The organism is Halorubrum persicum, from assembly GCF_002727125.1.
Taxonomy (GTDB): Archaea; Halobacteriota; Halobacteria; order Halobacteriales; family Haloferacaceae; genus Halorubrum; species Halorubrum persicum.
The window spans coordinates 44,715-71,346 of sequence record NZ_NHOA01000029.1; the positions used below are offsets into that span (position 1 = coordinate 44,715).

The 26,632-nt window shown below is 69.8% G+C and carries 27 protein-coding genes; 12 read left to right on the forward strand and 15 right to left on the reverse strand.

The window, feature by feature from the left end; genetic code table 11:
• Positions 1–12: 12 nt before the first annotated feature.
• Positions 13–2,190: a S9 family peptidase gene (locus tag DJ69_RS04050; protein ID WP_099254413.1), complete on the forward strand. Its 2,178-nt coding sequence runs from the start codon at positions 13–15 to the stop codon at positions 2,188–2,190.
• A 20-nt stretch (positions 2,191–2,210) separates the two neighbouring features.
• Here DJ69_RS04050 and DJ69_RS04055 read toward each other — a convergent pair whose 3' ends face one another.
• The 4 genes from DJ69_RS04055 to DJ69_RS04070 form a co-directional block, all read right to left on the reverse strand.
• Positions 2,211–2,588: a helix-turn-helix domain-containing protein gene (locus tag DJ69_RS04055; RefSeq protein ID WP_099254414.1), complete on the reverse strand. Its 378-nt coding sequence runs from the start codon at positions 2,586–2,588 to the stop codon at positions 2,211–2,213.
• A 72-nt stretch (positions 2,589–2,660) separates the two neighbouring features.
• A complete protein-coding gene (locus DJ69_RS04060) occupies positions 2,661–2,903 on the reverse strand; it encodes a hypothetical protein (RefSeq protein ID WP_099254415.1) in 243 nt (80 codons plus the stop codon).
• 59 nt (positions 2,904–2,962) lie between these two features.
• Positions 2,963–3,649, reverse strand: coding sequence for a DUF5828 family protein (locus DJ69_RS04065; RefSeq protein ID WP_099254416.1), 687 nt, complete (start codon positions 3,647–3,649; stop codon positions 2,963–2,965).
• A 61-nt stretch (positions 3,650–3,710) separates the two neighbouring features.
• Positions 3,711–3,944: a hypothetical protein gene (locus DJ69_RS04070; protein ID WP_099254417.1), complete on the reverse strand. Its 234-nt coding sequence runs from the start codon at positions 3,942–3,944 to the stop codon at positions 3,711–3,713.
• Positions 3,945–4,090: 146 nt separating this feature from the next.
• On the opposite strand from DJ69_RS04070, the gene DJ69_RS04075 reads away from it, so the two are divergent.
• Together DJ69_RS04075 and DJ69_RS04080 are read left to right on the forward strand one after the other, a co-directional pair.
• Positions 4,091–4,471 carry a cupin domain-containing protein gene (locus DJ69_RS04075; protein WP_099254418.1) on the forward strand — a complete coding sequence of 127 codons (381 nt, stop codon included), beginning with the start codon at positions 4,091–4,093 and terminating at the stop codon, positions 4,469–4,471.
• Entirely contained in the window at positions 4,464–5,114 is a 651-nt protein-coding gene (locus tag DJ69_RS04080) for a hypothetical protein (RefSeq protein ID WP_099254419.1), read from the forward strand. The genes DJ69_RS04075 and DJ69_RS04080 overlap by 8 nt, the downstream gene beginning before the upstream one ends.
• 66 nt (positions 5,115–5,180) lie before the next feature.
• Here DJ69_RS04080 and DJ69_RS04085 read toward each other — a convergent pair whose 3' ends face one another.
• The 4 genes from DJ69_RS04085 to DJ69_RS04100 all read right to left on the reverse strand — a co-directional run bounded on the left by DJ69_RS04085 (position 5,181) and on the right by DJ69_RS04100 (position 8,843).
• A complete protein-coding gene (locus DJ69_RS04085) occupies positions 5,181–7,037 on the reverse strand; it encodes a carbon starvation CstA family protein (RefSeq protein ID WP_099254420.1) in 1,857 nt (618 codons plus the stop codon).
• Positions 7,038–7,277: 240 nt separating this feature from the next.
• A complete protein-coding gene (locus tag DJ69_RS04090; RefSeq protein ID WP_099254421.1) occupies positions 7,278–8,279 on the reverse strand; it encodes an ArsA family ATPase in 1,002 nt (333 codons plus the stop codon).
• A complete protein-coding gene (locus DJ69_RS04095) occupies positions 8,279–8,575 on the reverse strand; it encodes a hypothetical protein (RefSeq protein ID WP_099254422.1) in 297 nt (98 codons plus the stop codon). Before DJ69_RS04095 ends, DJ69_RS04090 begins: the two co-directional genes overlap by 1 nt.
• Before the next feature lie 61 nt (positions 8,576–8,636).
• A complete protein-coding gene (locus DJ69_RS04100) occupies positions 8,637–8,843 on the reverse strand; it encodes a hypothetical protein (RefSeq protein WP_099254423.1) in 207 nt (68 codons plus the stop codon).
• Between the two features lie 117 nt (positions 8,844–8,960).
• On the opposite strand from DJ69_RS04100, the gene DJ69_RS04105 reads away from it, so the two are divergent.
• Positions 8,961–10,229 carry a CobW family GTP-binding protein gene (locus DJ69_RS04105; protein ID WP_099254424.1) on the forward strand — a complete coding sequence of 423 codons (1,269 nt, stop codon included), beginning with the start codon at positions 8,961–8,963 and terminating at the stop codon, positions 10,227–10,229.
• Between the two features lie 24 nt (positions 10,230–10,253).
• Here DJ69_RS04105 and DJ69_RS17750 read toward each other — a convergent pair whose 3' ends face one another.
• Entirely contained in the window at positions 10,254–10,436 is a 183-nt protein-coding gene (locus tag DJ69_RS17750) for a hypothetical protein (protein ID WP_144050380.1), read from the reverse strand.
• A 205-nt stretch (positions 10,437–10,641) separates the two neighbouring features.
• Here DJ69_RS17750 and DJ69_RS04110 point away from each other — a divergent pair, with 205 nt between their 5' ends.
• Positions 10,642–12,351 (forward strand): sensor histidine kinase, encoded by a 1,710-nt coding sequence (locus tag DJ69_RS04110; RefSeq protein WP_099254425.1) that lies wholly within the window; start codon positions 10,642–10,644, stop codon positions 12,349–12,351.
• Here DJ69_RS04110 and DJ69_RS04115 read toward each other — a convergent pair.
• The gene (locus DJ69_RS04115) at positions 12,332–12,658 is read right to left on the reverse strand and encodes a hypothetical protein (protein WP_245851490.1); all 327 of its coding nucleotides are present in this window, start codon (positions 12,656–12,658) and stop codon (positions 12,332–12,334) included. The two genes, DJ69_RS04110 and DJ69_RS04115, sit on opposite strands and share 20 nt — an antisense overlap.
• 59 nt (positions 12,659–12,717) lie before the next feature.
• On the opposite strand from DJ69_RS04115, the gene DJ69_RS04120 reads away from it, so the two are divergent.
• The 4 genes from DJ69_RS04120 to thrC all read left to right on the forward strand — a co-directional run bounded on the left by DJ69_RS04120 (position 12,718) and on the right by thrC (position 15,466).
• Positions 12,718–12,933 carry a hypothetical protein gene (locus DJ69_RS04120; RefSeq protein WP_099254426.1) on the forward strand — a complete coding sequence of 72 codons (216 nt, stop codon included), beginning with the start codon at positions 12,718–12,720 and terminating at the stop codon, positions 12,931–12,933.
• A gap of 138 nt (positions 12,934–13,071) precedes the next feature.
• Positions 13,072–13,749 (forward strand): uracil phosphoribosyltransferase, encoded by a 678-nt coding sequence (gene upp, locus DJ69_RS04125; RefSeq protein WP_099254427.1) that lies wholly within the window; start codon positions 13,072–13,074, stop codon positions 13,747–13,749.
• Positions 13,750–13,870: 121 nt separating this feature from the next.
• Positions 13,871–14,089: a DUF7569 family protein gene (locus DJ69_RS04130; protein ID WP_099254428.1), complete on the forward strand. Its 219-nt coding sequence runs from the start codon at positions 13,871–13,873 to the stop codon at positions 14,087–14,089.
• Positions 14,090–14,182: 93 nt separating this feature from the next.
• Entirely contained in the window at positions 14,183–15,466 is a 1,284-nt protein-coding gene (gene thrC / locus DJ69_RS04135) for a threonine synthase (RefSeq protein ID WP_099254429.1), read from the forward strand.
• 53 nt (positions 15,467–15,519) lie between these two features.
• Here the strand turns inward: thrC and serA are convergent, their stop codons facing one another.
• Positions 15,520–17,124 carry a phosphoglycerate dehydrogenase gene (serA, locus tag DJ69_RS04140; protein WP_099254430.1) on the reverse strand — a complete coding sequence of 535 codons (1,605 nt, stop codon included), beginning with the start codon at positions 17,122–17,124 and terminating at the stop codon, positions 15,520–15,522.
• A gap of 227 nt (positions 17,125–17,351) precedes the next feature.
• Between serA and DJ69_RS04145 the strand changes: the two genes are divergently transcribed.
• Together DJ69_RS04145 and DJ69_RS04150 are read left to right on the forward strand one after the other, a co-directional pair.
• Positions 17,352–18,668: a hemolysin family protein gene (locus DJ69_RS04145; RefSeq protein ID WP_245851492.1), complete on the forward strand. Its 1,317-nt coding sequence runs from the start codon at positions 17,352–17,354 to the stop codon at positions 18,666–18,668.
• Between the two features lie 72 nt (positions 18,669–18,740).
• Positions 18,741–19,571: a DUF7504 family protein gene (locus tag DJ69_RS04150; protein ID WP_099254431.1), complete on the forward strand. Its 831-nt coding sequence runs from the start codon at positions 18,741–18,743 to the stop codon at positions 19,569–19,571.
• 33 nt (positions 19,572–19,604) lie between these two features.
• Here the strand turns inward: DJ69_RS04150 and DJ69_RS04155 are convergent, their stop codons facing one another.
• From DJ69_RS04155 to DJ69_RS04165, 3 genes are all read right to left on the reverse strand, one after another.
• Entirely contained in the window at positions 19,605–20,918 is a 1,314-nt protein-coding gene (locus DJ69_RS04155; RefSeq protein ID WP_099254432.1) for a HEAT repeat domain-containing protein, read from the reverse strand.
• A gap of 92 nt (positions 20,919–21,010) precedes the next feature.
• On the reverse strand, positions 21,011–21,601 hold the full coding sequence (gene thpR, locus DJ69_RS04160) for an RNA 2',3'-cyclic phosphodiesterase (protein ID WP_099254433.1): 591 nt from the start codon (positions 21,599–21,601) through the stop codon (positions 21,011–21,013).
• A gap of 25 nt (positions 21,602–21,626) precedes the next feature.
• The gene (locus tag DJ69_RS04165) at positions 21,627–23,417 is read right to left on the reverse strand and encodes an excinuclease ABC subunit C (RefSeq protein ID WP_099254434.1); all 1,791 of its coding nucleotides are present in this window, start codon (positions 23,415–23,417) and stop codon (positions 21,627–21,629) included.
• 208 nt (positions 23,418–23,625) lie between these two features.
• Between DJ69_RS04165 and DJ69_RS04170 the strand changes: the two genes are divergently transcribed.
• Positions 23,626–25,254, forward strand: coding sequence for a methyl-accepting chemotaxis protein (locus tag DJ69_RS04170; protein ID WP_099254435.1), 1,629 nt, complete (start codon positions 23,626–23,628; stop codon positions 25,252–25,254).
• A gap of 42 nt (positions 25,255–25,296) precedes the next feature.
• On the opposite strand, the gene DJ69_RS04175 is transcribed toward DJ69_RS04170, so the two are convergent.
• Positions 25,297–26,632 (reverse strand): NADH-quinone oxidoreductase subunit D (locus DJ69_RS04175; protein WP_099254436.1); only part of this gene is annotated, 1,336 nt, incomplete at its 5' end.

Genomic DNA, 26,632 nt, shown 5'->3' on the forward strand with positions numbered 1-26,632 from the left:
CGACACGCGGGCATGGAACGGATCACCGCGGCCGATTACCGCGACATCGCCAAGCCGGGAGACCCGCGACTCTCTCCCGACGGCGACCGCGTCGCCTTCCTGCGACGAGAGCCGATCGACGACGAGACCACGGAGTCGACGGTGTACCTCGCCGATGTCGACGGGGACGACCCCCGGCGGCTGACGCTCGCCGAGGGCTCCGACGCGGAGCCGCGGTGGAGCCCCTCGGGCGACCGGATCGCGTTCACCGCTACGCGGGGGGCCGACGACGACCGCCAACAGCTGTGGGTGCTCCCGCTCTCCGGCGGCGAGGCCCGACAGGTCACCGACGTGGTCGGCGGCGTCTCCGAGATCGCGTGGTCACCCGACGGCGAGCGGCTCGCCTTCGTCCAGTCGGTGACCGACGCCGACCGCGAGGCCGACAGGGATCTCGCGGTCCCGGAGGAGTACGAGCCGAACGACCACCCGGACCCGCGCGTCATCGACCGCACCGTCTATCGGTCCGGGCAGCGCTACTTCGACGGCCGTCGGTCACACGTCTACGTCGCCGACGCCGACGCGGCGGTCGACGGCGCCACCGGCGGCGATCCGGCCGCGGGGATCGAGCGCGTCACCGGCGGCGACGCGGACTTCGGGACGCCCGAGTGGAGCGACGCCGAGACGCTCTACGTCACCGAGCAGGTGGGCGAGGACCCCGACGACTCGGTCGAGATCGTGATCTGCGCGCACGACTTCGCGAGCGGCGAGACCGAGACCGTTCACGAGACCACGGGGTGGGAGGCGGCGCTCGCGGTGACCGGAGACGGCCGAATCGCGTTCACGCACGCGGATCCCGAGCGGGTCTCGATGCAGCAGACGGAGCTCCGCGTGCTCGACCGCGAGAGCGGGGAGGTGACGGAGCTCACGGCGACCCTCGACCGCGGCGTCGGCCGCGCGGTCGCCCCGCAGTGGGGCCCCGACGACGCGACGCTGTACTTCGCGACTCCGGACGAGGGGAAGACGGCCCTCTGGCACGTTCCCGGTGACGGGAGCGCGGAGCCCGAGCGGCTCTGCCGCCCCGGCGCGGTGTCGGGTGGCACCGTCGGCGGCGACGCGGGCGCCGGTCCGGACGAGGTGACCGTCGCGTTCGCCGGCAGCGAGTGGGACCACCCGGGCGACGTCTTCGTGTTCGACGCGGGAGCCGGCGAGACGACGCGGACGACCGGGCTCAACGCCGACTACCTCGCGGAGCGCGCGGTGGCCGAGCCCGAGGAGGTCCGGTTCGAGTCGGCCGGGACGGAGATACAGGGGTGGCTGTTGCTGCCGCCGGAGACCGGTCCGGACGGCGAGGGGAGCGGGGCGGGCGAAGCCGAGGAGCACCCGCTGGTGGTCGAGATCCACGGCGGCCCGCACGCGATGTGGTCGACGGCGGGGACGATGTGGCACGAGTTCCAGACGCTGGCGGCACGCGGGTACGCCGTCTTCTGGTCGAACCCGCGCGGCTCGACCGGCTACGGCGAGGCGTTTCTGCAGGCGATCGAGCGCGACTGGGGCGCGGTCACCCTCTCGGACGTGATGGCCGGCGTGGAGATGGTGGCGGACCGGCCGGATGTCGACGAGACGAACGCGTTCGTCACCGGCGGCTCCTTCGGCGGGTTCATGACGGCGTGGGCGGTCGGACAGACCGACTACTTCCGCGCGGCCGTCTCCCAGCGCGGCGTGTACGATCTGACCGGGCTCTACGGCTCGACCGACGCCGCCTACAAGCTGGTCGAGGGCGATTTCGGCACGGTCCCGTCCGACGAGCCAGCGTGGCTGTGGGAGCAGTCGCCCACCGGCCACGCCGACGCGGTCGACACCCCGACGCTGCTGCTCCACGCCGAGGACGACACCCGGACGCCGATCTGCACCGCGGAGCTGTACCATCGAATACTCCGGAAAAACGGCGTCGACACGCGGTTCGTGCGCTATCCGCGCGAGGGACACGAGCTCTCCCGCTCCGGCGAGCCGGCCCACGTCGTCGACCGCATCGAGCGGATCGCTCGCTGGTTCGACGGCTACTCCGAACACCACGACGCGCCGCGCGCGCTCGACCGTCCCGACGAGGAGGGGCTAAGCGCCGACACGGAGGAAGCGGACGGTGAGAAAACGGACGGGAATCAGGAAGCGGACGGCGAGGAAACGGACGGCGAAGAATCCGGTTCGGAGTAAACCGGGGACCGAGAGAAGCGCTACGCCCGGTCGTTCGGGTCGAATTCGTCGATCGCGGCGTGGACGCCGCCGACCCACTCGTCTAACGCGTCGTGGAGGCGCTCTTTCGCGTCGGGGACCGGAACCGCCGTGTACTGATAGACGTAGCCGCCCGAGTCGAGCAGGCGGCGGCGGCGCTCGACGAGCCCCTTCTCCCGCAGCGTCGACAGCGATCGGTTCACGTTCGACCGGTCCCGGTCGAGGGTCTCGGCGAGTTCGGCGACGGTGCTCCCCGGGTGATCGAGCAGCGTCAGATACGTGCGGCTCTCGTGGTCCCGGACGCCGAACACGCAGGAGAGCACGTGCTCGAAGGAGGGGGACACGTCGCCGACGAGGTCCTCGATCTCGGGGTCGCTCATGGGCGCGATTCGGTGGCGGGCGGGTTAAAAGTCGCCATCCGGCCTCCCAACTGGTGCGGTTGCCGCCGGTGCTCAGCCGTCGTCAGAGGCGTATCCCATCCGCCGGACGCATCCGCGCATCCCCGACTCGTCGCTGTGACGGTGGAGGTTCGTCGGCGTGTCGCAGTGGTAGGTCTCGCCGTCGTACCGGAGCACGACCTCGTGATCGCCGCCGGCGACCTCGACGTCGACGAGGATCCGCTGCCCCTCGTTGAGGGCGTCGATGATCTCGTCGGCCGACAGTTCGCCGGCCGCCACCCGGAGTACCTCGGTCATTGATGTCCGTTCGCGGCTCTGCGAGTTAAGTTCGGCGTGTTCGCGTCGGCGGGGCGGAGTCAGGTCATCGTCGAGTCCGGACCGCCCTCCTCCTGTGGCGGCTCGACGCCCTCGGCGGCGGCCACGTCCTCGGTGCGTTTCTCGGCCTCGACGTGCCAGCGGTCGATCTCGGACTCGTACTCGGCGAGGATGTCGCTCACCTCGGATTTCAGCTCGTCGTCGTTGATGTTCACCTCGAAGACGAACGTCTCGCCGTCCTCGCCGCGCCCCACCTCCTGAATGTTGGCGCTGACGAGCTCGTTGTCGAAGTAGTAGGGCGCCATCTGGGTCATCACCTTCCGGTAGACGGCGTCCTCGACCTTCCGGAGCGCCTTGCGGCTCGCGGAGTCGGCCGCGCGGGCGACGTGGCCGATCGACTCGCCCCAGCTCTCCACGGCGCTCTCGGTGTCGTTCTCCTCGACCTTCTCGTAGGACTCGGTGAGCTTCTCGCCGGCCGTCTGGAGGTCCTCACCGGGTGACTTCCCGGCCTGTTCGCCCTCGCCCTCGTCGACGGACGCCTGCTCGGCGGTCTTCGCCGACACGTCCTCGTCGATGCGCTCGTGAGACTTGGGACGCCAGTCGTCGAACTCGTGGAACGGGTCGCCGTCGGCGCCCGTCTCCCGGAGCGCCAAGGCGATCCGCTCGCCGTGCTCGACGACGTCTCCCCAGTCTCCGCGCACTTTGAAGCCGGAGATGCTCTCTTCCATCGCTTGCACCCGCTACGGCGCGAACGCGTATAAGTCCCTGCGACCTGACGCGAGCCGACGGCTATCGTCGGTACGTGATTCGGCGACCGAGCGCGTCGATTCGGTCTTTGAGATCGCTCAGGAACCCCGCGGGCGAGACGCGCCGGATCGATGTCTCGTCGACCTCGATGCGCTCGCCGGCGAACGGGTCGCGCTCGGCGCGCTCGTCGCTCGACTGGTCTTCGGACACCGCGCCGACGACCGTCGACATCGAACACCGACCACACGCCTCCGTGCGGATCTCTTCGTCAGTCATGTTGCGTCTACCCGTGTGTGAGGTCCGCAACGGGTTAAATTCCGGTGCCGGTTCGGATCGCCCGCGGTTCGCCTCCGATCGGCTCGTCCGCGCCGACGGCTGCCGCCCCCGACGGGCTTTTCACGCGCTCTGTGGAACGTGCTCCCATGGGATACCGCCTCGTCGACGTGGACTCGGTCGAACCGGCGTCGGACCGCCCCTGCGAGTGTCGAAAGTTGGCCGGTCCGGGCGGCCTCGACGCCGCGGCGATCAACCGCTTTCGCGCGGCGCCGGGGGAACAGCTCCCGCTCGCGTACCACTACCACGAGACGCAACAGGAGGCGTTCTACGTCCTCGAGGGGAGCCTCGCCGTCGAGACGCCGGACCGGACGTACGAGGTCCCGGCGGACGACCTGTTCGTGGTCGACCCCGAGAGCCCGCAGCGCGCGTACAACCCGTCCGACGCGGACGGAGCCGTGACGGTGCTGGCGATCGGCGCGCCGCCGGTCGCGGACGACGCGGTCGCGTACGACCCGGACGATGAGTGAGCGGGCCGAGCCGGGCGACGACGCGCCGGCCGCCGCCGGCGACCGCCGCGACGCGGAGGAGCTACCGGCGGAGATCCGCGAGGCCGTCCCCGACTACGACGACGAGTACTTCGACCGCGTCTCCGACCGGCTCATGTACAGCTACGACCTCGACCGCGACGTGGTCGTCGACGGCGAGCGGTTCGGCCTGTACGCGGAGATGCGCGTCCGCAACCAGAAGCAGTTCCTCCACCCCGCGCTGAGCTACGCGGACCACGACATGCGGGAGTTCGTGTTCGCGCGCCGGGTGTCGCGCCCGCGCGTCGACGACCTGGAACGGCTCGTCGAGTTCGCGCACGAGGTCGCCGACGAGCGCGTCGACGGCGACGAGGAGCACTACGGCACCGACGTCACCGTCGTGCTCGTCGCCGATCGGATCTCGGACGGCGTCGCCGACTTCGTCGACGGCTTCCGCGACCGCACGCTGTTGAAGTTCGGCTACTACGGCCACTACGAGGTGAACCTGATCGTCGTCGCACCCGACGCGGAGCGGCTCGTCGCCAGCGAGACCGCCGACACCGCCGACGCGTTCCGACTGTGGGAGCGCATCGATCAGCCGGACGAGGGGCTCTTCTCGCGGGTCGCCAAGCGGTTCTGGCGGTAGGGACATCGCTCGCGGGGGCGAGAACGGCGGCGGAAAGCGGACCGCGCGGGGAACCGGTCGGCCGGGTCAGTCGTCGCCCGGTTCGGCGGCCGGGCGGTCCCCGCCACGGACGCTCGTGATGTTACCGTAGCCGATGCGCACGAGCGACAGCGCGAGGTAGACGAGGACGACCGCGAGCAGGATGCGGACGACCATCGAGATCTGATTGCCGATTCCGGTGACGCCGCCCTGGATCAGGTTGACGAACAGCCACTGGTAGCCCGCCAAGAACGCCAGGGCGATCACGGTGATAACCACCATGATCGCCATCGGGACGCCCGTGCTGACGAGCTGTTTCTTCTCGTCCCAGTTGGCGAGCCAGACCGTCCCGGTGAGCAGCGCGAGCGCGGCGAGCAGCTGGTTCGCGCTTCCGAACAGCGCCCACAGCGTCGCCCACTCGCCGGAGATGACCAGCGCGTACGCGATCGCGCCCTGGAGGATCGGGTTCACGTAGCGGCCGCTGAAGAACGAGCCGAGGCCGGCCCCCGATCCGGTCCCGGTCGGGGTCGCCTTCGTGCCGACGATCTCCTCCATCATGTACCGACCGAGCCGCGCGGCCGTGTCAGTGGAGGTGAGCAGGAAGCTCACGAGCACGAGCGCCATGAACGGGGCGCCGAACGAGGCGGGGATGCCCAGGCTGGTGAGCATGATCCCGCCGCCGGTCGCGAAGTTCGGCAGCGCGCCGCCGATCCCGCCGGCCGCGGCGTCGGAGGCGAAGCCGGCGATGGCGAGCGCGGACAGCGCCGTCGCGGCGAGCAGCCCCTCACCGAGCATCCCGCCGTAGCCGATGAGGCGGGCGTCGCTCTCCTTGTTGAGCTGCTTCGCCGTCGTCCCCGAGGAGACCAGCGAGTGGAACCCGCTGATCGTCCCGCAGGCGATGGTGACGAACAGCATGGGGAAGAGCGGGTACGGCGCCCGGCTATCGACCCCCATGAACCCCGAGAACGGACTGATACTGCTGTCGATGACGAGCGGCTCCGCGGACGTCCCGAAGATCGTCCCGACGACGATCGCCACCAGCGCGCCGCCGACCCCCGCGTACAGCAGGAACGACGAGAGGTAGTCGCGCGGCTGGAGCAGCGTCCAGACCGGGAGCGCGCTGGCGATTATCGCGTACACGATGATGACGGGGACCCACGCGGCGGTGTTCCCGCCGAGCGCGGCCGCGCCGGGCACCCACGAGCCCGTGCTCCCCTCGAAGAGGACGAACGTTCCCGCGGCGTGCGACGCGTCGCCCGCCAGCTCGAAGAACGCGAACGGGTACTGGATACCGACCCAGACGCCCGCGAACACGGCGGCGACGAACACGACGGTGCCGGGAATGAACGGCCCGTCAAGCTGGTAGAGGTACACCCCGAACACCACCGCGAGCGCGATGTACACGAAGCTCGCCGTCGCGGCCGACGGGAACGCGTTCAACACGATCCCGACGACCAGCGCGAACACCGCGACGACGAGGATGATCGTGAGGAACGCGAACCACAGCAGGAGGTTCTTCCCGCGCTCCCCGACGTACTGACCGACGATGTAGCCGATCGACCGCCCCTCGTGACGGATCGACCCAGACAGCGAGATGAAGTCGTGGACTGCGCCCATCAGGGGGTTCCCGATGGCCACCCACAGCAGCGCCGGGACCCATCCCCAGATGGCCCCGGCCGTGATCGGGCCGACGATCGGCGCGCCGCCCGCGATGCTCGAGAAGTGATGCCCCAGTAGTACCGGTTTCTTCGACGGTACGTACTCCTGTCCGTCTTCGTACTTGTGTGCCGGCGTCTCCCGCTCGTCATCGAGGTCGACGAACTGTGAGAGATACCGCGAGTACCCCATGTACCCCACGGAGAACGTGCCGAGCACGGCGACGACGATCCAAATTACACTTGTCATAGGTTCCCTGCCTCGTGGTATCGATTCACGATCGACTACTTAAACATTATCTTCAATAGTGATACAACGGGGAAACTCCTCGCAGAGAAGCGATTTCGATCGGCCGATGTCGGTTTTTTGTGTGCTTCAGCGAGTAAAATACACTACGTCCGGGTTCGGTCCCTATCGCGCGCGGTCACGAGGTTCGGTGGTCCCAGTACAGCTATCGGCGATCCCGCGGCGGCCGCGGCTCGGCCCGCTTCACCGATCGGCGCGCACGGAGGGATCGTCGGCGGAGTCGCCGTCGCCGTCCGTCTCGATGTCGAGCGCGGCCGCGACCTCCGAGAGCACGTCGCCGCGGACCTCGGTGGTCCGCGACTCGATCTCGGCGACGAGCGGGGGGTCGAACCGCTCGCGGACCTGTCGCAGGCGGTCCCGCTCGGTCGCCACTTTCTCGCGGAGATAGCGCGCTCCCCGGCCGGTCTCGTCCTCGTCGGGTTCGGGAGTGAGCTTGTTCGCGACGAGCCCGCGAACGCGCAGGTCGCGCTCGTCGAACCCCTCGATCGCCCGTTCCGTCTCGTTGACCGAGAGCTGGTCGGGGTTCAACACGAGGAAGAAGGCGGCGTCGTTCCGCATCGCGTCGCCCGCGAACTCGAAGAACTCCTTGCGGCGCTGGAGCCGCTCGATGACGGGGTCGCCGTCCATCAGCCGTCGCGGTTCCATGTCGCCGATCGCGGCCTTCTCGAACAGGTCGATCGACTGCTTGCGCTTGTACAGCAGGCGGTCGATCCAGTCGCCGAGGAACTCCGGGAGCCCGAGCAGCCGCAGCGTCGAGCCGGTCGGGGCGGTGTCGAAGACGACTCGCTCGTACGCCTCGCCTTCCTCGCGCATCACGCTCACGAACGCGTCGAACAGCGCCGCCTCGTAGGCTCCGGGAGTCCCGTGTGACAGCTCCAGCTGGCGGTTGATCTCCGAGACCATCGCCGCCGACACCTGCTCGGAGAGCGACTCGCGGATCTCCTGGAGGTGCCGCTGCATCTCGTCTTCGGGGTCGATCTCCATCGCGTCGAGACCGGGGACCCCGTCGACCGGCTCGGGGTCGTCGCCGAACTGCTGGTCGAACACGTCCGACACCGAGTGAGCAGGGTCCGTCGAGACGACCAGCGTCCGCACCCCGTCGGTCGCGCAGCGGGACGCGTACGCGCAGGAGACGGTGGTCTTGCCCACCCCGCCCTTGCCGCCGAAGAAGACGAACTGCTCCATCAGAAGTGGTACTGCTGCCCCTTCCGCTCTATCAGGCTCTCGCGGTCCCACAGCCGCCGCTCCCACGCCTCGAACTCGTCTTCGAGGTAGGGGAGCAGCTCCGCGGTGTAGTACGAGACCGGCGAGGGGATCCCGAACGCGTCGGGGAAGCACGCGAGCATGAACTCGTCTTCCGTATCCTCGGCCTCCTTCTCGATCTTCTCGTACGCCGGGTGCGTGATCATCCCGTGGTACAGCCCGGCGAGCCACTCCTCGAGAGTGGCCCGAAAGGTGGCGATCCGGTCGGCAACTGTCATGATTCATCGTGGTACGCGGGTGCGGTAAAAGCTGTCGCGGACCCGCGGACCGTCGCGCCGGTCAGGCCGAGTTGCCGTCGGCGGGGAGTTCGTTCTGCGGCTCGTCCGCCTCGTCGCTCTCGCCGAGTTCCGGCCGATCGCTGTCGTTGGGAGTGGGCGTGTGGACGCTGTTGCCGACCGCGCCCCAGACGAGGTACAGCATCGCGACGACCATGAGAACGGTCACGACCGTCGCGGCAATTCCCACCATAGACACGTACTGGAACATGGTGCGCGGTCCGCGGGCCCGACGTATCAACGTATCGGCTTTCGACGGATAGACGGGGTGGATCACCCTGAGAAGGGTCCCCGCCGAATTGAAGGGCGCCGCCGACCGACCGATCCCATGGACGACCGGATCCCGGTGACCGTGCTCTCGGGGAGCCTCGGCGCCGGCAAGACGACCCTGTTGAACCACCTCCTGCGAAACGCCGGCGACCGCGACATCGCGGTGCTCGTCAACGACATGGGCGACGTGAACGTCGACGCCGAGCTGATCGCGGAGGAGTCCGAGGTCGACGTGGAGGGCGTCACGGAGCTGTCGAACGGCTGTATCTGCTGTGAGCTGCAAGACGACCTCGAAAGCGCCGTGGTGCGGCTCGCGAAGGAGCGCTCCTTCGACGCGCTGATCGTCGAGTCCTCGGGGATCTCCGAGCCCGCGCCGGTCGCGCGGCTGTTCACGACGGAGTCGCGCGCGGCGGCCCGGTACCGCGTCGACGCGCTGGTGACCGTGATCGACACGCGGCAGTTCCTCGACGCCTTCGCGGGCGAGGGAACCCCCGAGCGCCGCGTCGATCCCGACGCGGAGACCGGAGACGGGAGCACGGGCGACGACGATCGGCCCCTCTCGGACCTGCTCGTCGAGCAGATCGAGGTGTCGAACCTCGTGGTGTGTAACAAGGCCGACCTCTGTAGCGACGCGGAGGTCGACGAGGCGGTCGAGCTCGTGGGCGCGCTCCAGCCCGACGCGGAGACGATCGTCACGGAGTTCGCCGCGGTCGATCCGGAGCGTCTCCTCGGCGTCGGCCTGTTCGAGGAGCGCGAGATCGGCGATCTGCCGGGGTGGAAGCGAGCGCTGGCCGAGGGGGGCGAAGCGCACGGCGACGATCACGACGGCCGCGAGCACGCCCATCGCCACCCCGACGAGGTGTACGGCGTCACCTCCTTCACCTACCGCCGCCGCCGACCGTTCCACCCGGGGCGGCTCGCCGACCTCCTCCGCGATCTCCCGGAGGACGTGGTCCGCTCGAAGGGAACGCTGTGGGTCGCGGGAACCGACCAGCGCCAACAGGTCGGACAGGCCGGACGGTCGGTCCGAGTCGAGGCGCTCGGCCCGTGGATCGCGAGTCTCCCGGCGGTCGAACGCGACATGCTCCGCTCGAACCGTCCGAACCTCGACTGGGACGACGAGCACGGGGACCGGCGGACCGAGTTCGTCGTCATCGGCACCGGTATCGACGAGGCGGCGCTCCGCGAGCGCTTGGACGACGCGCTCGTCACCGACGAGGAGTGGGCGGCCGTCGCGGAAGACGACGGCAAGACGGGCGAGAGCCTCCCCTTCCCGACCGAGCAGGGCGCGGAGGTGGCGCTCCGAGAGCCCCGAGGAGACGGGTGAGCGGCCGGAGCGCGGACGCCGCCCTCAGCAGGCGCACCCCGTCCCGCTCGCGCGCTCGAACTGCATCGGCTCGCCGCAGTCGTCGCACCAGTACGAGCCCTCGGAGCCGTCGTCGCCGGCGCGTCCCGGGGCGCGCTGGGTCGACCCCTCCATCACGTCCGCCACCGTCTCGAAGATTCCCATAACCGATCGTTCGAGTTCTGCCACCTTATTCTCCCGGTGCTGTGTGAACACGACTCACGGGCGCGGGCGTCGAGCGACGCCGGGCGTCGAGACCCGACCGAGAGCGGGATCACCGTTCCGTTCGTGGTCTTTCGACGCCGAGTCGCGTTCGGCTTCGTCCCACACCGAAGGGCGCGGTCTTCGCCTTGTTATTTATAATCAGAGCCCGGTGCATTTCGGGTAGGCCATAATGCTGGGGATGCTCGGAGGCGGGATCGTCGTCGCCTCTCTCGGCGCCAGTTTCGGCGCGCTGTATCTGTTGCAGTATCTGTATCGCCGCCGAGACAGATCGGGCGCGAGCTGGTTCATGGGGAACATCGCGTCCGTCGCCGTGTTCTGTGCCTCCTACGGGGTCGGGTTGCTCGTCTTCGACCCGGTGCCCCGGATCGCGCTCGGGGCGATCTCGTTCGTCTGTCTCTGTTTCATGGGGCCATTCTTCCTCGCGTTCGGCCTCGACTACACCGGGCGCGGGGACCTCATCCACACGCCGCTTTTCGGGATCGTCGCCGCCGTCCCGCTCCTGACGATCCCCCTCACGGCGACGAACCCTGCGCACCAGCTCGTGTGGAGCGGGTTCCGCCTCGATCCGGTGCTCGGGCTGGCGACGGCCGTGTACACGGTTCAACCGTGGGGCGTGTTCGCCGTGCTGTTCTCTATCGGAACGGCCGCCGTCGGCTCGCTGCTGTTGATCGGCGCGATACTGAGCTACGGACCGCTGTATCGACGCGAGGCCGTCGCAGTCATTCTGAGCACCGCCCCGCCGACGGTGGGAGGGTCCGTGTGGCTGTTCGGGCTCGGTCCGGTCCCACAGCTACACCTCACGGCGCCGCTCATGCTCGTTCACGTCGCGCTCGACGCGTACGCGTTCGTCGGGACGCACATGTTCGCGACGAACCCGGCGACGCAGCGGGTGGCCGAACAGACCGGACTGGACTCGCTTTCGGTTCCCACCTTCACCCTCGATACGAAAGGGCAGATCGTCCGCGTGAACGACCGCGCCAGGGAGGTGTTCCCGGACGCGCTGTCGAACGCCTTGCCGATGGGCCACGAGGCGGTGCTCGGCGTCAGCGTGGAGACGCTCCGCGACACCGGCGAGCTCGTGATCGGCACGGGGCGCCGGAGGACGTTCGGCGTGTCGTACACGCCGTTGACCGATCCGAGCGACAGTCCGGTCGGCAGTATGCTCGTGTTGTACGACGTGACCGAGGACCGGCAGCGCGAGCAGCAGCTGGCGGTGCTGAATCGCGTGCTCAGGCACAACCTCCGGAACGAGACGACGGTCATCAGCGGATACGCGCAGCTGCTCGGCGCTGACGACGAGGACTCCGAACGCGCGACGCAGGCGGGGAAGATCGAAGCCGCGAGCGACCGGTTACTCTCTATCGCCGAAAAGGTGCGCAACTTCGAGAAAGTGCAAAACCGGGAGCGGCAGCCGGCGGCGATCGATGTCGCCGCCGTGCTGGAAGAGGTCGCACAGAGCTGTGCCGCGTCGCACGGCGAGGTGAATATCGAGCGGACGGTCACGCCGTCGGGGTGCCAGCTTCGCACGGACCGAGTGTTGCTCACGGTGCTCCTCGACAACCTCATCGAGAACGCGATCGTTCACGCGGAGACGGCCGATCAGACGGTGGAGGTCAGCGTCTTCGAGGCGACGGACGCCGACGGCGACGTGGTCTTCGAGATCCGCGACACCAATGAACGGATTCCGGACCTCGAGATCGACACGCTCCGGGCGGGGGACGAAACGCCGCTACAGCACGGCCAGGGGATCGGGTTGTGGATCGCGTACTGGTGCGTCCAGAAGCTCCGCGGGCGCATCGAGTTCGAATACGACGACGGCAACGCGCTCTCGGTGACGCTCCCGGACCTGAGCGGGGAGGTCAGAGCAGCGGAAGAGTGAGCGCGACGAGCAGCACGCCGACCGCCGCCGCGGCGTAGAAGAGCCGCTCGATCCGCGGCGCGGGGGGAAGCGGGCCGGCGTCGAGCGCCGGAGCGCGGCGGACGAGCTGGTGATAGGCGATCGCGGCCGCGACCGCGAACGCCAGCGTCGACAGCGCCAGCGACGCCGGAAGGGTGAAGCCGTACGAGAGGCCGTAGATCGGACCGAACGAGAGCGCGAACGTGAACGCGATCCCGGCGGTGACGAGGAAGGGGACCGGATCGACCCGGTCACCGTGTCGGTTGTGAACAGGGATCTCGGTGCGCATGGGGGCCGTACGGACCGGACGGACAAAGAGCTAAGTGCCGGTCTCCCACGAGGTTCCCTATGAGCGAGGAGCCGAAGGGGATCCGCGAGGGCGTAGAGGAGTCGAAGGGCGACCCGCGGGTGGTGTTGATCCTGAACGCGGCCCTCTCGGGGCTGTTCGCGTGGACCGCGTTCTGGGCGCTACAGCTGCTCGACATCGCCGAGGTCACGGTGACGAACGTCGGGACCCTCGCGCTGGTCGTCTTCGCGCTGACGTACGTCACCGTGTTGCGGTGACCGACGCGGTGGGGGTAGCGGCGGCCGCAGCGGCGGATGGGCGCGGTGGGTGTGCGGACCGGATCGACCTCTCGGGGCGAGCCGACGAACCGGCGAGTTTCGCCATCTTTTAACCCGAACGCGGCGCTTCTCCCGACAATGACGATCGAAGACCGTGACGACGCGCACCTCATCACGCACGCGCTGGCGAAGGACACTCTCTCGCGGCTCCGCGACGTCGAGACCGAGCAGGTCGCCTTCCGGAAGGGGCTCGTGAAGCTCGGCCGGATCTGCGGGTACGAGATCATCGACGGCGCGATGGAGACGGAGTACGTCCCGGTGGAGACCCCGTTAGAGGAGACGACCGGCGAGCGCGTGAAAGGGCTCGACGACGTCGTCATCATCAACGTCCTCCGAGCCGCGACCCCGTTCGTCGAGGGGCTTCTCAAGGCGTTCCCGCGCGCGAAACAGGGCATCATCTCGGCGGGGCGCGACGAGGAGGCCGGCATGACCGACGACGGCGAGTTCCCGATTACCATCGACTACGTGAAACTGCCCGAGATCCGGCCCGAGGACACCGTGATCGTCGCGGACCCGATGCTCGCCACCGGCTCGACGATGTGCGCCGTCCTCGACCACGTCCTCACCGAGGCCGGCGACTTCGAGGACCTGTTCGTCCTCTCGGCGGTCTCGGCGCCCGACGGGCTCGTTCGCGTGAGCGAGTCGGTGCCCGAGGCCGACCTGTTGACGGTCTCCATCGACGACCGCCTCGACGACGACGGGTTCATCCTCCCCGGGCTCGGCGACGCCGGCGACCGCGCGTTCCGGACGGTCTGAGGCGACGACCGGGGCGGCCGGCCGTCGTGACACTCGTCGCGACCGCCGCCGTGACCGGCCACCGCGGTGATCGCTGCGAACGCCGACGTACTTTTAAGAGTCGCCCGCGCGACCGATCCGTATGAGCGACGCGCCGACGACCGAGCCCTGCGACGGCTGCGGCGACCCCACCACGGACGCGCTCGCGCGCGTCGTCCGGCTGAGCGTCGACCGGGCGAACATCGACACCCAGCGGCTCTGCCCCGACTGCTTCGCCGAGTGGATCCAGCGCTATCAGGACCGACTCGGCTCGGGCCCCAGCGACGGCGACAGCGACAGCTCCGAGATCATCGTCGACTGACGGGGCCGGCGGCGACGCCCAGACCCGGTGTTCGGACGGCAACGTCCGTCCCGACCGCCCGTCTTAAGCCCCGGCGGCACGCACGCCGACGTAATGGATCTCGCCATCGACGCCCCGACTCCGACGGCGCCCGACTGCGCCGACGACGGGGCCTGGCTCGCCTGTATCGCGTGCGACGAGACGTTCGCCCCCTTCGAGGAGGTGCGCTACACCTGCGACGAGTGCGACAGCCTGCTGGAAGTCCGGTACGCGGACCCGCCGACCTTCGCCGAGTTCGGCGACGGCGCCCCCTCCGAGGGCCCCGACCGCGGCGTCTGGCGCTACCGCGAGGCGCTTCCGTTCGACCTGGGCGTGACGTTGCCCGAGGGCGACACCCCGCTTCACCGCGTCCCCCGGATCGAGGAGTCGGTCGGCGTCGAGGCGCTCCGGATCAAACACGAGGGGATGAACCCCACAGGGTCGTTCAAGGACCGCGGGATGACGATCGGCGTCCGGGTCGCCAAGGAGCTCGGCGTCGGCGCGCTCGCCTGCGCGTCCACCGGCAACACCTCCGCCGCGCTCGCGGCCTACGGCGGTCGGGGCGGGATGGAGACGCTCGTGCTCCTCCCCGAGGGGAAGGTGGCCGCGGGGAAGATCGCGCAGGCGAGCCTCCACGGGGCCCGCATCCTCGAAGTCGACGGCAACTTCGACGCCTGCCTCGACATCGTACAGGAGCTGGCCGCCCGCGGCGAGGCGTACCTGCTCAACTCGCTGAACCCGTTCCGCTTGGAGGGACAGAAGACGATCGGCTTCGAGATCTTAGAGGAGTTCCGCGACGACTACGGCGACTTCCCGGACCGGATCGTCCTCCCGGTCGGCAACGCGGGCAACACGTCGGCCCTCTACAAGGGGTTCCGCGAGCTGGTCCAGTCGGGCGCGCTCGACGTCGACGACGTGCCGAAGCTCACCGGCGTCCAGGCGGCGGGCGCCGCGCCGATGGTCGAGGCGGTCGAGGAGGGGAACGACGAGATTCGTCGGTGGGAGGAGGTCGAGACGCGCGCGACCGCGATCCGCATCGGCAACCCGGTCAACGCGCCGAAGGCGCTCCCCGGTATCCGGAACACGGGCGGCACGGCGGTCGCCGTCAGCGACGACGAGATCACCGACGCCCAGCGCGACCTCGCCGAGGAGGGGGTCGGCGTCGAGCCCGCGTCCGCCGCGAGCCTCGCCGGACTCAGGAAGCTCCGCCGCGAGGGCGTCGTCGAGGACGACGAGCAGGTCGTCTGCCTGACGACGGGACACCTGTTAAAGGACCCCGACGCCGCCTACGAGGCCGGCAGCGACCCCGAACCCGTCCCGAACGACGTCGACGCGGTCGTCGAGCACTTACACGAGTGAGTTCCTCCGGGGAGCGAACGCCCCGGAGCCGCAAAATCAGGTGAGCCGAACCGTTACTCCGCCGCCCGCTCCTCGGCCTCATCCAGCGTGATCTCGGTGACCTCGACGACGCGGTCGTCGGCGAGCAGCGTCTCGATGGCCTCGTCCGGCACGTCCTGGTCGAGGTTGTAGACGGTGAGCGCCTCGCCGCCCTGCGTCTCGCGGGCGTTGTACATCCCGGCGATGTTCACGTCGTAGTCGCCGAGCACGGTGCCGATGAGCCCGATGACGCCCGGCTCGTCGGTGTTGCGCGCGACCAGCATGTTGCCGTACGGGACCGCGTCGACGCGGAACCCGTCGATCCGGACGATTCGCGGGTCCTCGCCCGCGAACAGGGTCCCCTCGACCGCGATCGAGTCCTCGCCGTTGTGAACGGTGACGCGCACCAGGCTCTGGAAGTCGTCGGTCTGTCTGGTCTTCGACTCGGTCACGTCGATGCCGCGCTCCTCGGCGAGCCGGGGCGCGTTCACCGAGTTCACCTGCCACTCCAGCGGCTCGAAGACGCCCTTCAGCGCGCTCGCGGTGACGAGCTCCACGTCCTCCTCGGCGATGTCGCCCTCGTAGGTCGCCTCCACTTCGGTGATGCGACCGTCGAGCAGCTGGGCGGCGACCTTCCCGGCGGTCTCCGCCACGGCGATGTACGGCTTGATCCGGGGGAACGCGGTCTCGTCGACGGAGGGGGCGTTGAGCGCGGTCAGGACGGGCTCGTCGTCGAACGCCGCGAGCACCGCCTCCGCGGTGTCGACCGCGACGTTCTCCTGTGCGGCCTCGGTCGAGGCGCCGAGGTGCGGGGTCAAGACGATCTCCTCGACATCGAGCAGCGGCGAGTCCTGCGAGAGCGGCTCCTCGGCGAACGAGTCGAGCGCGGCGCCCGCGAGGACGCCGTCGTCGACCGCCGCCGCGAGCGCGTCCTCGTCGACGATGCCGCCGCGGGCGCAGTTGATGAGGTAGCCGCCCTCCAGCTGCGCGAGCTCGTCCTCGCCGATCATCCCCTCGGTCTCGGGGAGGAGCGGGGTGTGGACCGTCGCGAAGTCGCCGCGGGCGAGCGCCTCGTGGAGGTCCTCGACGAGCTCGGCGCCGAGGCGGTCGGCGCGCTCCTCGGAGATGTACGGGTCGTAGACGACGAGGTCCATGCCGAGCGAGTCGAGGCGCTTGGCGACCTCCTGCCCGACGCGACCGAGGCCGACGATGGTGAGCGTCTTGTTGTTCACCTCGGTGCCGAGGAACTCGCCTTTCGCCCACTCGCCGCCGAGGAGGCGACCGTGGGCCTGCGGGATCGAACGCGCGACGGCGAACGTCATCGCGACCGTGTGCTCGGCGGCGGCCCGGACGTTCCCCTCGGGCGCGTTGGCGACGATGACGCCGTGGTCGGTGGCGGCCTCGATGTCGATGTTGTCGACGCCGATGCCGGCGCGCCCGACGATGACGAGCTCGGCGGCGGCCTCGAACACCGCCTCGTTCACGTCGGTTCCGGAGCGAACGATCAGCGCGTTGGCGTCGCTCACGGCGTCGAGCAGGTCGTCGCCCTCGATCTCGTAGTCCGTTACGACCTCGTGGCCGGCGTCTCGGAGTCGGTCCAACCCCGCGTCCGCGATGGGGTCGGTCACGAGTACCTTCATGGGCGTTTGCACCGGCGGCGCGAGGTTAACCCTTTCCTCATCGCTCCGTTTTGCCGGGTGAGACGATCCGTGATCGTGGATTATGAACCCCTCTGTTTCGGGTGGAGACCCCTCGTTCGTGGGTACCGATCGCCGAGTCCGAACGCGCCCGTCGGTCCGCGTTTCTCTCAGTCCGGATCGCGCCGCCGGGCGGTACTCCCTTTTATATTCGGACGTGTGGTCGGGGTATGGACATCACGATCGCGTTCGCCGGCGTCGGCGCCATCCTCGTGTTGACGGGGATAAGCGCCTTCTTCTCGAGCTCTGAGCTGGCCGTGTTCTCCGTCCCGTCGCACCGCGTCGACTCGCTGCTCGCCGCCGACGCGCCCGGCGCGCGGGCGCTGTCGGCGCTCCGGGGCGACTCGCACCGCTTCCTCGTCACCACCCTCGTGAGCAACAACGTCGCCAACATCGCGGCCGCGTCGGTGGCGACCGCGGTGTTCGTGCGGTTCGGCTTCTCCGGGGGAGAGGCGGCGACGGGGTCGACGCTCGTCACCTCCGTGTTCGTCATCGTCTTCGGCGAGATCGCGCCGAAGTCCTACGCGGTGGCGAACGCGGAGCGGCACGCGCTCCGCGTCTCGCGGCCCGTGGTCGCGCTCCAGCGCGTCATGCGTCCCGTGCTGTACGTGTTCGAGGCGCTCTCCGGGATCGTCAACCGGTTTACCGGCGGTGAGTCCGCCATCGAGTCGTACCTCACGCGCGAGGAGATCGAGACGCTCGTGCTCTCTGGCGAGGCGGGGGGCGCGCTCGACCCCGAGGAGGGGGCGATGATCCGCGGCGTCCTCGATCTGGAGTCGATCCGCGTGTCGACGGTGATGGTCCCGCGGACCGACATGGTCGCGCTGCCGGACACCGCCACGCCGGCCGAGGCGGCCTCGACCGCCGCCGCGGAGGGCGTCACGCGGATGCCGGTGTACGGCGAGAACCGGGACGACGTGGTCGGCATCCTCGACCTGCGCGACGCGGTCGCCGCCGACGAGCGCGGCGAGTCCCTCGCGAGCGCGCTCCGCGAGCCGACCTTCGTCCCGGAGACCCAACCGGTCGACGAGCTGTTCGCGACGATGCGGGCGAGCGACCTCCGGATGGCCGTCGTCGTCGACGAGTTCGGCGCGGTGGTGGGGATCGTGACCCTCGAGGACGTGGTCGAGGAGGTCGTCGGCGAACTGGTCGGGCGGTGGGAGACCGACCACGTCGACGTGGTCGCGCCCGACGCCGCGGTGGCGCACGGGTGGACCACCGTCGCGCACCTCAACGAGACGCTCGGGCTGGCCCTCCCGATCGACGGCGGCACCGGGACCGTCGCGGGGCTGGTCACACAACAGCTCGGCCGGGTCCCGACCGAAGGCGACCGCGTCCAGATCGGCGACGTGACGCTCTCGGTCACGGACGCGACCGCGACGCGGGTAACGCGAGTCCGCGTCGAACATCCGGGGATCGCAGAGGGAGTCGAGACCGAAGGGGACGGTGAGCCGGGGAGAAGCGCTGCCAGCGACGGCGTCGAGTGATCCGGCCGCCGGTTTCTCGTAACACAACATACATATTCGTCCGGAGGAATCTGACGATGTACGTTCACACACATGATGACTCGATGGGGGTGCGATCGGTGCGGATTCGCCGCGTGGGCGCCTGACCGGGCGTCGATCCGCGAGGTTACCGGCTCACACCTGCTGGCGCACCACCCCGAGGCCGTCACCCGCTCTGACTTCCGAACGCGGTGGAACTGTCCGTACTGTGCGACGACGAAGACGGCGTACGACGCCGATGGCGCGGTGGAGGAGTTCAAGACGCACCTGCACGAACACGTCGCCGACCGGATCGAGGAGGGCGTGCACATCGGCGACCGGGTCTCGTGGGACGGGACGGTCCAAGTGGCCGCGCCGGTCGACAGCGAGGACGCGGACGCGCTCCGCGCCCATTTCCACGCGGGCGGCGACCTGGTGATCGCGGTGACGACGAACCCGGAGCGCGCCGTTCGCCTGCTCCACGAGGAGCTCCACGGGTGGCCGCGCCGGACCGTCGTCGTCAGCACGGAAGCGTACCCGTTCGAGAAGGCCCCCGACCTCGACTTCTCCGAGATCCCCATCGAGGTCGTCGAGCTCGACCCCCGCCTCGGGCCGGACGAGCTCGGCGAGACGGTGTCGCGGATCATCGACGCCAACTGGGTCGACGGCGACGCGATCTCGTTGGAGGTGAGCGTGTTCCACGAGATCGTCCGCTCGTTCGACCTCCGGACCGCCTGCGACTTCGTCCGGATGCTCTCGGCCCGGTTGGACGACGACGGGGGCGTCCTCCAGCTGTACGTCGACGCCGACGCGGACCCGAACGTCTCGACGGTGCTGAACTTCCTCGACGACGAGATCGATCTGAAGATCGCAGCGGAAGAGGGTCGGTTCGTGCGCCGGGGGTGACGGCTCCGCGGCGCCGTCCATCTGCACGACCGCCTACTCCTCCTGCTTCTCGGTGTAATCGGCCGGGCGTCGCACGAAGACGTAGTCGATCGACCGGTCCGCGGCCGACGCCGCCGTCTGCCGCTTGAGCCGCCGGAGCACGGACCGGGCGCGCTCCCGTGCGTCCGGGTCGCTCTCGGGGTCGCCGGCGAGCGCGCGGACCTCCCGTTCGAGGTCGGGCGCGTCGAGCCGCGGCAGGTAGGCGGCCGCGATGTCGGCGACGTACGGGTCGTCGTGCGCGAGCGCGTCGAGCAGCCGGGAGACAGTGGGCCGGTCGGCGTCGCCGTCGGCGGCGTCGATGAGTTCACAGCAGAGCCACATCGCGTGTCGTTCGGTCGCCGCAGTGACGCGGTCCGACCGGTCGCCCGACGCGACCTCGTGGAACAGCCGGACGACCGCGCCGCCCCCGTCGCTCCGGGGCGAGTGGTCGGCCACGAGCCGCTCGCGGACCTCGCGCCCTCGCACGGCGTCGCCCTCCGCGACGAGCCGCGCCAGTGACGCCGCCGCGGCGCGCCGCACCGCGAGCGAGGGGTCCCGGAGCGCGTCGAGCAGGATCCCCGCCGACTCGGGGCGGTCCAGTTCGTGGAGCCGCTCGACGACGGTCTCTCGAAGGCGGTCGCTACCGTCGCGGGCCGCGACTTCCAGCAGGTCGGTCGCCTCGGGCGTGCCGATCGACACCAGCGCGTCGACAGCGGCGTGCCGGACGAGCGCGTTGGGTGCCCGCAACAGCGACCGAACCGGCGCGATCGCCTCGCCTCCGAGGCTCGCGTACGACCGAACCGCCCGCGCTCGGACGCGGGCGTCGTCGTCGTCGAACGCGTTCCGAAGTCGGTTCGTTGCGTTCGGTGCGTCCGTCGCGTCTGATGAGGCCGCCGCCGTGGCGCCCACCGCGTTCGAGGCGCCGCGCATCTCGGCGTCGGCCACCGCGCCCAGCCCGGTCGCGCCGACCATCCGATACGCCGCGTGGCCGCTCGTCAGCCACCGGGCGAACACGGCTTCGGGGTCGTCACCGCCGTCGCGGCGCCGGACCGCGGCCGCGACGCGCGAGACGAGTTCCTCGATGTACCGGTCTCCGTGGAAGTAGAGCGCGTCGATCGCTTCGGCGCGGACCGTCGCGTCGTCGTCGGTGAGCGCGACCCGCAGGAGTCGATCGGCGATCCGGCGCTCGCTGCCCGCCATCGAGCTCGACGGCGTCCCGAGCGCCTCGACGCCCTCCAGCCGGGTCGCCGCGTCGTTGCTCTCGTCGAGGAGCGCGAACGCCTGCGGGCGGTCGCCGCCGGACCGGTCCGATCGCGAATCGTCAACCATCTATCTACGCGTCGCGGATCACCGTGATTAAACGTGCCCCCAAGAGTATCAAAAGGGAGAATTGCGGTCCTCGCGGGTGCCGCGGTCGACGCCTACAGCCCGAACGAGGCGACGGTCTCGTACGCGGGCCCGTCGCTCGTCAGCGTCGACGAGACGAGGCGGACCGCGCCGACCTCGAACCGACCGATCTCGGGGTCGCGCTCGCGGACGGCCTCCTGCACCGACGCCTTCCCGCGGGCGTCGTTCATCCGAGCGAGCGTGACGTGCGGCGTGAACGCGTGGGATTCGGGGTCGACGCCGATCGCGGTCGTCTCGGCTTCGAGGGCCCCGTGAAGCGCGGTCAGCGCCTCGCTCCCCGCGCCGACTCCCGCCCAGACGACGGAGATGTAGTCGAGGCTCGGGAAGACGCCGAACCCCTCGACCGCGCACTCGAAGGGGCCGACGTCGGCGGTCTCGACCGCCCGCTCGCCGGCGACGAGCACGTCGTCGAGTGCGGGTGTGGTGTCGTCGCCGTCGTCGGTGCTCTCGTCGCCGTCGTCGATCTCGCCCAAGAACTTCAGCGTCACGTGCGCCTGTTCGGGGTCGACGAACCGCAGGCCGTCGGCGTCCTCGAAGGCGGCCTGCGCCTCCGCGACGCGGGGCGCGATATCGGCCGGGAGGTCGACGGCGAAGAACGCGCGCATTAGGGGACGGATCGGCCGCGTTCGTTCATAAGCGTTCCCGCAGGGTCTCCGCGGTCGCGTCGCCGACGCCGTCGACGTCGACAAGATCGTCGAGGGAGGCCTCGCGGACGCTCTCGACGGAGCCGAACCGGCGCAGGAGCCGACGCCGGGTCTGCGGGCCGACGCCGGGCACGTCGTCGAGGACCGTCTTGACCTCGTCGCGGACGGTCTGGTGGTAGGAGACCGCGAAGCGGTGCGCCTCGTCGCGCACCCGCTGGAGCAGGTGCAGTTCGGGGGCGTCGTCGGGCCAGCGGCGGGTGCCGGTCGGCGTGACGACGAGCTCCTCGGCCTTCGCGAGCGCGACGACGGGCACCTCCCAGCCGGTCTCCGCGAGCGCGTCGCGGGCGGCGCCGAGCTGGCCCTCGCCCCCGTCGATCAGGAGGAGGTCCGGGTCTGGGCGGTCGTCGTCGCCGGCGACCGCGCGCTCGGCGCGCCACCGGACCAGCTCGCGCATGTTCGCGTAGTCGTCGTTGCGGTCGGTGAGCTTCTTCCGGCGGTAGTCGCTCGTCTCGGCGCTCCCCTCGACGAAGCACACGTCGGAGCCGACCACCGCGGTCCCCTGCGCGTGGCTCACGTCGAACCCCTCGATCCGGGCGGGGCGGTCGATCCCGAGCCGCTCGCCGAGCGCCCCGACCGGGTCCTCGCGGCCGCCGCGCTTGCGGGCGTTTTTCAGCGCGAGTTCGACGAGCTTCGCCTCCCGGCCCGCGCCGGGGACGCGGACCGAGACCCCTTCGGCCGCCAACCAGTCGATCACGTCCGGGTCGGCCGGGCGCTCGGCGAGGAGGACCGCGTCGGGGAACTCCCGCTCGGCGTAGTACTGCGCGAGGAACGCGGACAACACCGCGGCGGGCGTGTTGGCGTCGGAGTCGGCGGGGTCGCTTTCGCCCGGCTCGCCGTCCGACGCCGCGTCGTCACCCATCGCCGCCGCGTCCAGCTGGTGGCGGCTCCGATCGACCAGCTGGCCGCGCTCGCTGTGCAGCCGCGCGACGCGGGCGGTGTCCCCCTCGACGGCGGCCGCGAGCACGTCGACGGTGCGGTCGTCGGTGTGGTCGCTGACGGCCTCACCGCCCTCGCCGTGGAACGCCTCGACCGCTTCGAGCCTGTCCCGGAGGTTCGCGGCGCGTTCGAACTCGGCGTTCTCGGCGGCGGCCTCCATCCGCCGGCGGAGCGGGTCGGCGAGGACCCCCGTCTCCCCCTCGAAGAACCGGCGGGCGGCCGCAACGTCCTCGGCGTAGCTCTCGGGATCGATCTCGCCGGTGCAGGGCGCGGAGCAGATCCCCATCTCGTAGTCGAGGCAGGGGCGGTCGCGGGTCGCGTACTTGTGGTCGGAACAGCCGCGGAGGCGGTACTCGTCGCGGATCGCCTTCACGACCGCGTCCACGCGCCGCTTGTTCGTGAAGGGGCCGTACGCGACCGCGCCCTCCTCGGGGTCGCGAGTCACCTCGATCCGCGGGATCTGGTGGTCCGTGATCGCGACCAGCGGGTAGGATTTGTCGTCTTTCAGCCGGACGTTGTACCGCGGTCGAAGCCGCTTGATGAGGTTCGCCTCCAGCAGGAGCGCCTGCGTCTCCGTGTCGGTGACCGCGAACTCGATCCGGTCGGCGCGCCCGACCATGCCCCGGATGCGGCCCGACCGCGGGTCGGCGTACGACCTGACGCGAGCGCGGAGGTCGACCCCCTTCCCGACGTACAGCGTCGTCTCCCCGGCCCGGAACTGGTACACGCCGGGCTCGGTCGGGAGGTCCGCGGCACGCTCGCGCACGGCGTCGGCGTCCATCGGATCGTCGTAGCCGCCGAGCGCGTTTGAACGCTACGGGCGGGGTCGGTTTCGGTGAGAGCAGACCGCGAGCGCCACGGAGCCGACCGCGAACAGCGTGCGTTCGGGACTCGAGATCGATCCTGTCGGCTCGCAGACCGGACCGTTATCAAATGTGAGTAACGGGGGGAACCGTTTATGCGGGTGCTTTGGGGAGCGGCACATAACGATGATAGGACTTCGAGGGCTGCTCCGACGAGCGTTCGGTCGGGATCGGGACCCGCGGTCGGTCCCGGACGGCGGGGTCGTCGTGGACGGGTCCGCCGACGAGGGACCGTCGGGCGGCGATCGCCCCGACTCCGGTGGGAACGAGCGGTCGGCGTACAACATCACCGAGGAGGACGGCGTCAATCGGGCGGAGACGCTCGCGGCCGCCGGGTTCGAGCAGATGTTCAACTCCACCGGCGTACCGACGTTCATCCTCGACGGCGAGGGGAACGTCGCCGAGTGGAACGAGTCCATCGCGTCGCTCACCGGAAACGACCGCGAGGACGCGATCGGTCACGGCCACGTCTCCGAGCTGTTCTATCCCGACGGGCGGCGGGCTGACACGCTCGCCGACAAGGTGCTCGACGCCCCGGAGGCCGCCGACGAGGTGTACGGCGTCGAGCGCTGTGACTCGGCGCAGACGCGCTACCGCGACACCAGTACGATGGTCGACCGCCACGGCGACGAGAAGCATATCGAGTTCACGGCGACACCGCTGTACGACGGCGACGAGCTCCTCGGCGTCACCGAGGTCGTCATCGACCGGACGGAGAACATCAACCAGCGTAACGCGACCGAAACGCTGGTCACCGAGGTCCGGGAGACGGCCGAGACGATCGGCGAGGGGAACCTCGAGGCGCGGGCCGTCCGTCACGAGGAGTGCGAGATCCTCGACGAGGAGCTGTTGAGCGTCATCGAGGTCGTCAACCAGATGGCGGAGAACCTCCAGAGCCTCTCCGAGAGCGTCCACGAGCAGGCGCGCCAGATCGACCAGACCGTCCAGAAGGCCAGCACCGCGGCCGCGGACATCGCCGAGAACGTCGACGAGCAGAACGAGCTGTTAGAGGAGAGCGTCTCCGAGATGCAGTCCTTCTCGGCCGGGATGGAGGAGGTCGCCGCGACGGCCGACCAGGTCGACTCCGCCGCGGTCGCGGCCAGCGAGGCCGCCGACGAGGGGCTCGACGCCAGCGAGGACGCCCGCGAGGCGACCGAGGACGTGGTCGATATCGGCGACGAGCTCGTCGAGAGCGTCGGCGCGCTCTCCGAGCGGATGGACGACATCGAGGAGGTCATCGAGGTCATCTCCGACGTGGCCGAGCAGACGAACCTGCTCGCGCTCAACGCCAACATCGAGGCCGCCCGCGCCGGCGAGGGCGGCGACGGCTTCGCGGTCGTCGCCGAGGAGGTGAAGAAGCTCGCCGACGAGACCCGCGGCTACACCGAGGAGATCACGGAGAGCCTCGCGGAGCTGCAGGCCCAGTCCGACGAGACGAGCACCGCCGTCGAGCGGTCGCACGACCGGATCGAGGACGCGGGCACCGAGATCGAGACGGTGCTCGACTCCCTCGAGGAGATCGCCGACGCGGTCGACGAGGCCGCCGCCGGCGTCGCCGAGGTCGCTCGGACCACGGACGATCAGGCCGCCACCGTCGAGGAGCTCACGTCGTCGCTGGAGGCGGTCCGGGAGCGCTCCGACCGCACCGAGGCGGCGACCGATCGCATCGTCGACGCCACCGACGACCAGGAGGTCGCCGTCGACGAGCTGATCACCCGCGTCGAGCGGCTCGACGCGAATCGGAACGGGCGGTAGTCCGGCTCGGGCTCCCGTCGCGTCCCCGTTCTCCCGATCGGCTCACCGATCGACTTCGCCCATGATCGTGTCGAGGCTCCCCAGCGAGGCGATCAGGTCCGGTATCGCCTCGCCGGTGGCCATCTCGGGGAGCGCCTGGAGGTTCGAGAAGGAGGGCCCGCGGATCTTGAAGCGGGCGGGTTTGTCGGTGCCGTCCGCGCGGATGTAGATGCCGAGCTCGCCCTTGGCGGCCTCGACGGCGCGGTAGATCTCCGTGTCGTCGTCCGGGCGCAGCGTGCGCGGCACGTTCGCCTGGATGTTCCGCTCGTCTTCGGGCCAGTCCTCGAGCAGGTCGACGCACTGCTCGATGATCTTCGCGGACTCCTCGACCTCCTGCATCCTGACGAGCAGGCGGCTGAAGTTGTCGCAGCCGTCCTCGGTGATCACGTCCCAGTCGAGCTCGTCGTAGTAGCCGTACGGGTCGTCGCGACGCAGGTCGTAGTCGACGCCCGACCCGCGGAGGACCGGCCCGGTCGTGCCGTACTCCTTCGCGACATCCGGCGGCAAGACGCCCGTGTCGACGGTCCGCATCTGGAGGATCTCGTTCCGAGTCAGGAGGTCGTGGTACTCATCGAGCCGCCGGGGGAGCCCGTCGAGGTACTCGCGGATCGTCGCGAAGAACTCCTCGCGGGGCTCGGGGAGGTCCCAGACGACCCCGCCGAGGCGGAAGTAGTTGAACATCAGCCGCTGCCCCGTCAGCTCCTCTACGATGTCTTGGACGCGCTCGCGCTCGTTGATGGCGTACATGAACGTCGCCGTGAAGTCGCCGATCACGTCGAGCGCGTACGCCCCCAGCGCCAGCATGTGCGCGAGGATCCGGCTGAACTCCGCGGACATGGTGCGGATCACCTGCGCGTACTCGGGTATCTCGATGTCGGCGAGGTCCTCGGCCGCGCGGGCGTACGCCCACTCGTTGAGCAGACCGGCGCCGCCCCAGTCCCAGCGGTCGGGATACGGCATGATCTGGTGCCGATACGTCCCCGACTGAGCCATCTGCTCCTCGCACCGGTGGATGTAGCCGATGTCGGGCTCGACGCCGACCACGTCCTCGCCGTCGAGCGTGACCTGTAGGTGGAGCACGCCGTGGGTCGCCGGGTGGTGCGGCCCGATGTTGAGCAGCATCGTGTCGCTCCCGGTCTCCGCGGACGAGCCCGGTTCGATGGGCTCGTTTTCGGAGAGCGTGACGATCTGCGGTCCGTCCTTCTCGTAGTCCATCGAGAGCGGGTGGCCCTGCCACGTCTCGGGCAGGAGGATCCGGCGCAGGTCGGGGTGATCGTCGTACTCGATGCCGATCAGGTCGTACGCCTCCCGCTCGTGCCAGTCCGCCGTGCGGAACACC

Excerpts from the sequence above, each read along its gene's own strand:
- thpR (WP_099254433.1), bottom strand. The coding sequence starts at position 21,601 with ATGCGCGCGTTCTTCGCCGTCGACCTCCCGGCCGATATCGCGCCCCGC.
- DJ69_RS04095 (WP_099254422.1), bottom strand. The coding sequence starts at position 8,575 with ATGACAGTTGCCGACCGGATCGCCACCTTTCGGGCCACTCTCGAGGAG.
- DJ69_RS04070 (WP_099254417.1), bottom strand. The coding sequence starts at position 3,944 with ATGACTGACGAAGAGATCCGCACGGAGGCGTGTGGTCGGTGTTCGATG.
- serA (WP_099254430.1), bottom strand. The coding sequence starts at position 17,124 with ATGAAGGTACTCGTGACCGACCCCATCGCGGACGCGGGGTTGGACCGA.
- thrC (WP_099254429.1), top strand. The coding sequence starts at position 14,183 with ATGGATCTCGCCATCGACGCCCCGACTCCGACGGCGCCCGACTGCGCC.
- DJ69_RS04165 (WP_099254434.1), bottom strand. The coding sequence starts at position 23,417 with ATGGACGCCGACGCCGTGCGCGAGCGTGCCGCGGACCTCCCGACCGAG.
- DJ69_RS04075 (WP_099254418.1), top strand. The coding sequence starts at position 4,091 with ATGGGATACCGCCTCGTCGACGTGGACTCGGTCGAACCGGCGTCGGAC.
- upp (WP_099254427.1), top strand. The coding sequence starts at position 13,072 with ATGACGATCGAAGACCGTGACGACGCGCACCTCATCACGCACGCGCTG.
- DJ69_RS04155 (WP_099254432.1), bottom strand. The coding sequence starts at position 20,918 with ATGGTTGACGATTCGCGATCGGACCGGTCCGGCGGCGACCGCCCGCAG.
- DJ69_RS04090 (WP_099254421.1), bottom strand. The coding sequence starts at position 8,279 with ATGGAGCAGTTCGTCTTCTTCGGCGGCAAGGGCGGGGTGGGCAAGACC.
- DJ69_RS04130 (WP_099254428.1), top strand. The coding sequence starts at position 13,871 with ATGAGCGACGCGCCGACGACCGAGCCCTGCGACGGCTGCGGCGACCCC.
- DJ69_RS04110 (WP_099254425.1), top strand. The coding sequence starts at position 10,642 with ATGCTGGGGATGCTCGGAGGCGGGATCGTCGTCGCCTCTCTCGGCGCC.
- DJ69_RS04150 (WP_099254431.1), top strand. The coding sequence starts at position 18,741 with ATGATGACTCGATGGGGGTGCGATCGGTGCGGATTCGCCGCGTGGGCG.
- DJ69_RS04100 (WP_099254423.1), bottom strand. The coding sequence starts at position 8,843 with ATGTTCCAGTACGTGTCTATGGTGGGAATTGCCGCGACGGTCGTGACC.
- DJ69_RS04050 (WP_099254413.1), top strand. The coding sequence starts at position 13 with ATGGAACGGATCACCGCGGCCGATTACCGCGACATCGCCAAGCCGGGA.
- DJ69_RS04055 (WP_099254414.1), bottom strand. The coding sequence starts at position 2,588 with ATGAGCGACCCCGAGATCGAGGACCTCGTCGGCGACGTGTCCCCCTCC.
- DJ69_RS04105 (WP_099254424.1), top strand. The coding sequence starts at position 8,961 with ATGGACGACCGGATCCCGGTGACCGTGCTCTCGGGGAGCCTCGGCGCC.
- DJ69_RS04085 (WP_099254420.1), bottom strand. The coding sequence starts at position 7,037 with ATGACAAGTGTAATTTGGATCGTCGTCGCCGTGCTCGGCACGTTCTCC.
- DJ69_RS04170 (WP_099254435.1), top strand. The coding sequence starts at position 23,626 with ATGATAGGACTTCGAGGGCTGCTCCGACGAGCGTTCGGTCGGGATCGG.
- DJ69_RS04060 (WP_099254415.1), bottom strand. The coding sequence starts at position 2,903 with ATGACCGAGGTACTCCGGGTGGCGGCCGGCGAACTGTCGGCCGACGAG.
- DJ69_RS04120 (WP_099254426.1), top strand. The coding sequence starts at position 12,718 with ATGAGCGAGGAGCCGAAGGGGATCCGCGAGGGCGTAGAGGAGTCGAAG.
- DJ69_RS04115 (WP_245851490.1), bottom strand. The coding sequence starts at position 12,658 with ATGCGCACCGAGATCCCTGTTCACAACCGACACGGTGACCGGGTCGAT.
- DJ69_RS04080 (WP_099254419.1), top strand. The coding sequence starts at position 4,464 with ATGAGTGAGCGGGCCGAGCCGGGCGACGACGCGCCGGCCGCCGCCGGC.
- DJ69_RS04065 (WP_099254416.1), bottom strand. The coding sequence starts at position 3,649 with ATGGAAGAGAGCATCTCCGGCTTCAAAGTGCGCGGAGACTGGGGAGAC.
- DJ69_RS04145 (WP_245851492.1), top strand. The coding sequence starts at position 17,352 with ATGGACATCACGATCGCGTTCGCCGGCGTCGGCGCCATCCTCGTGTTG.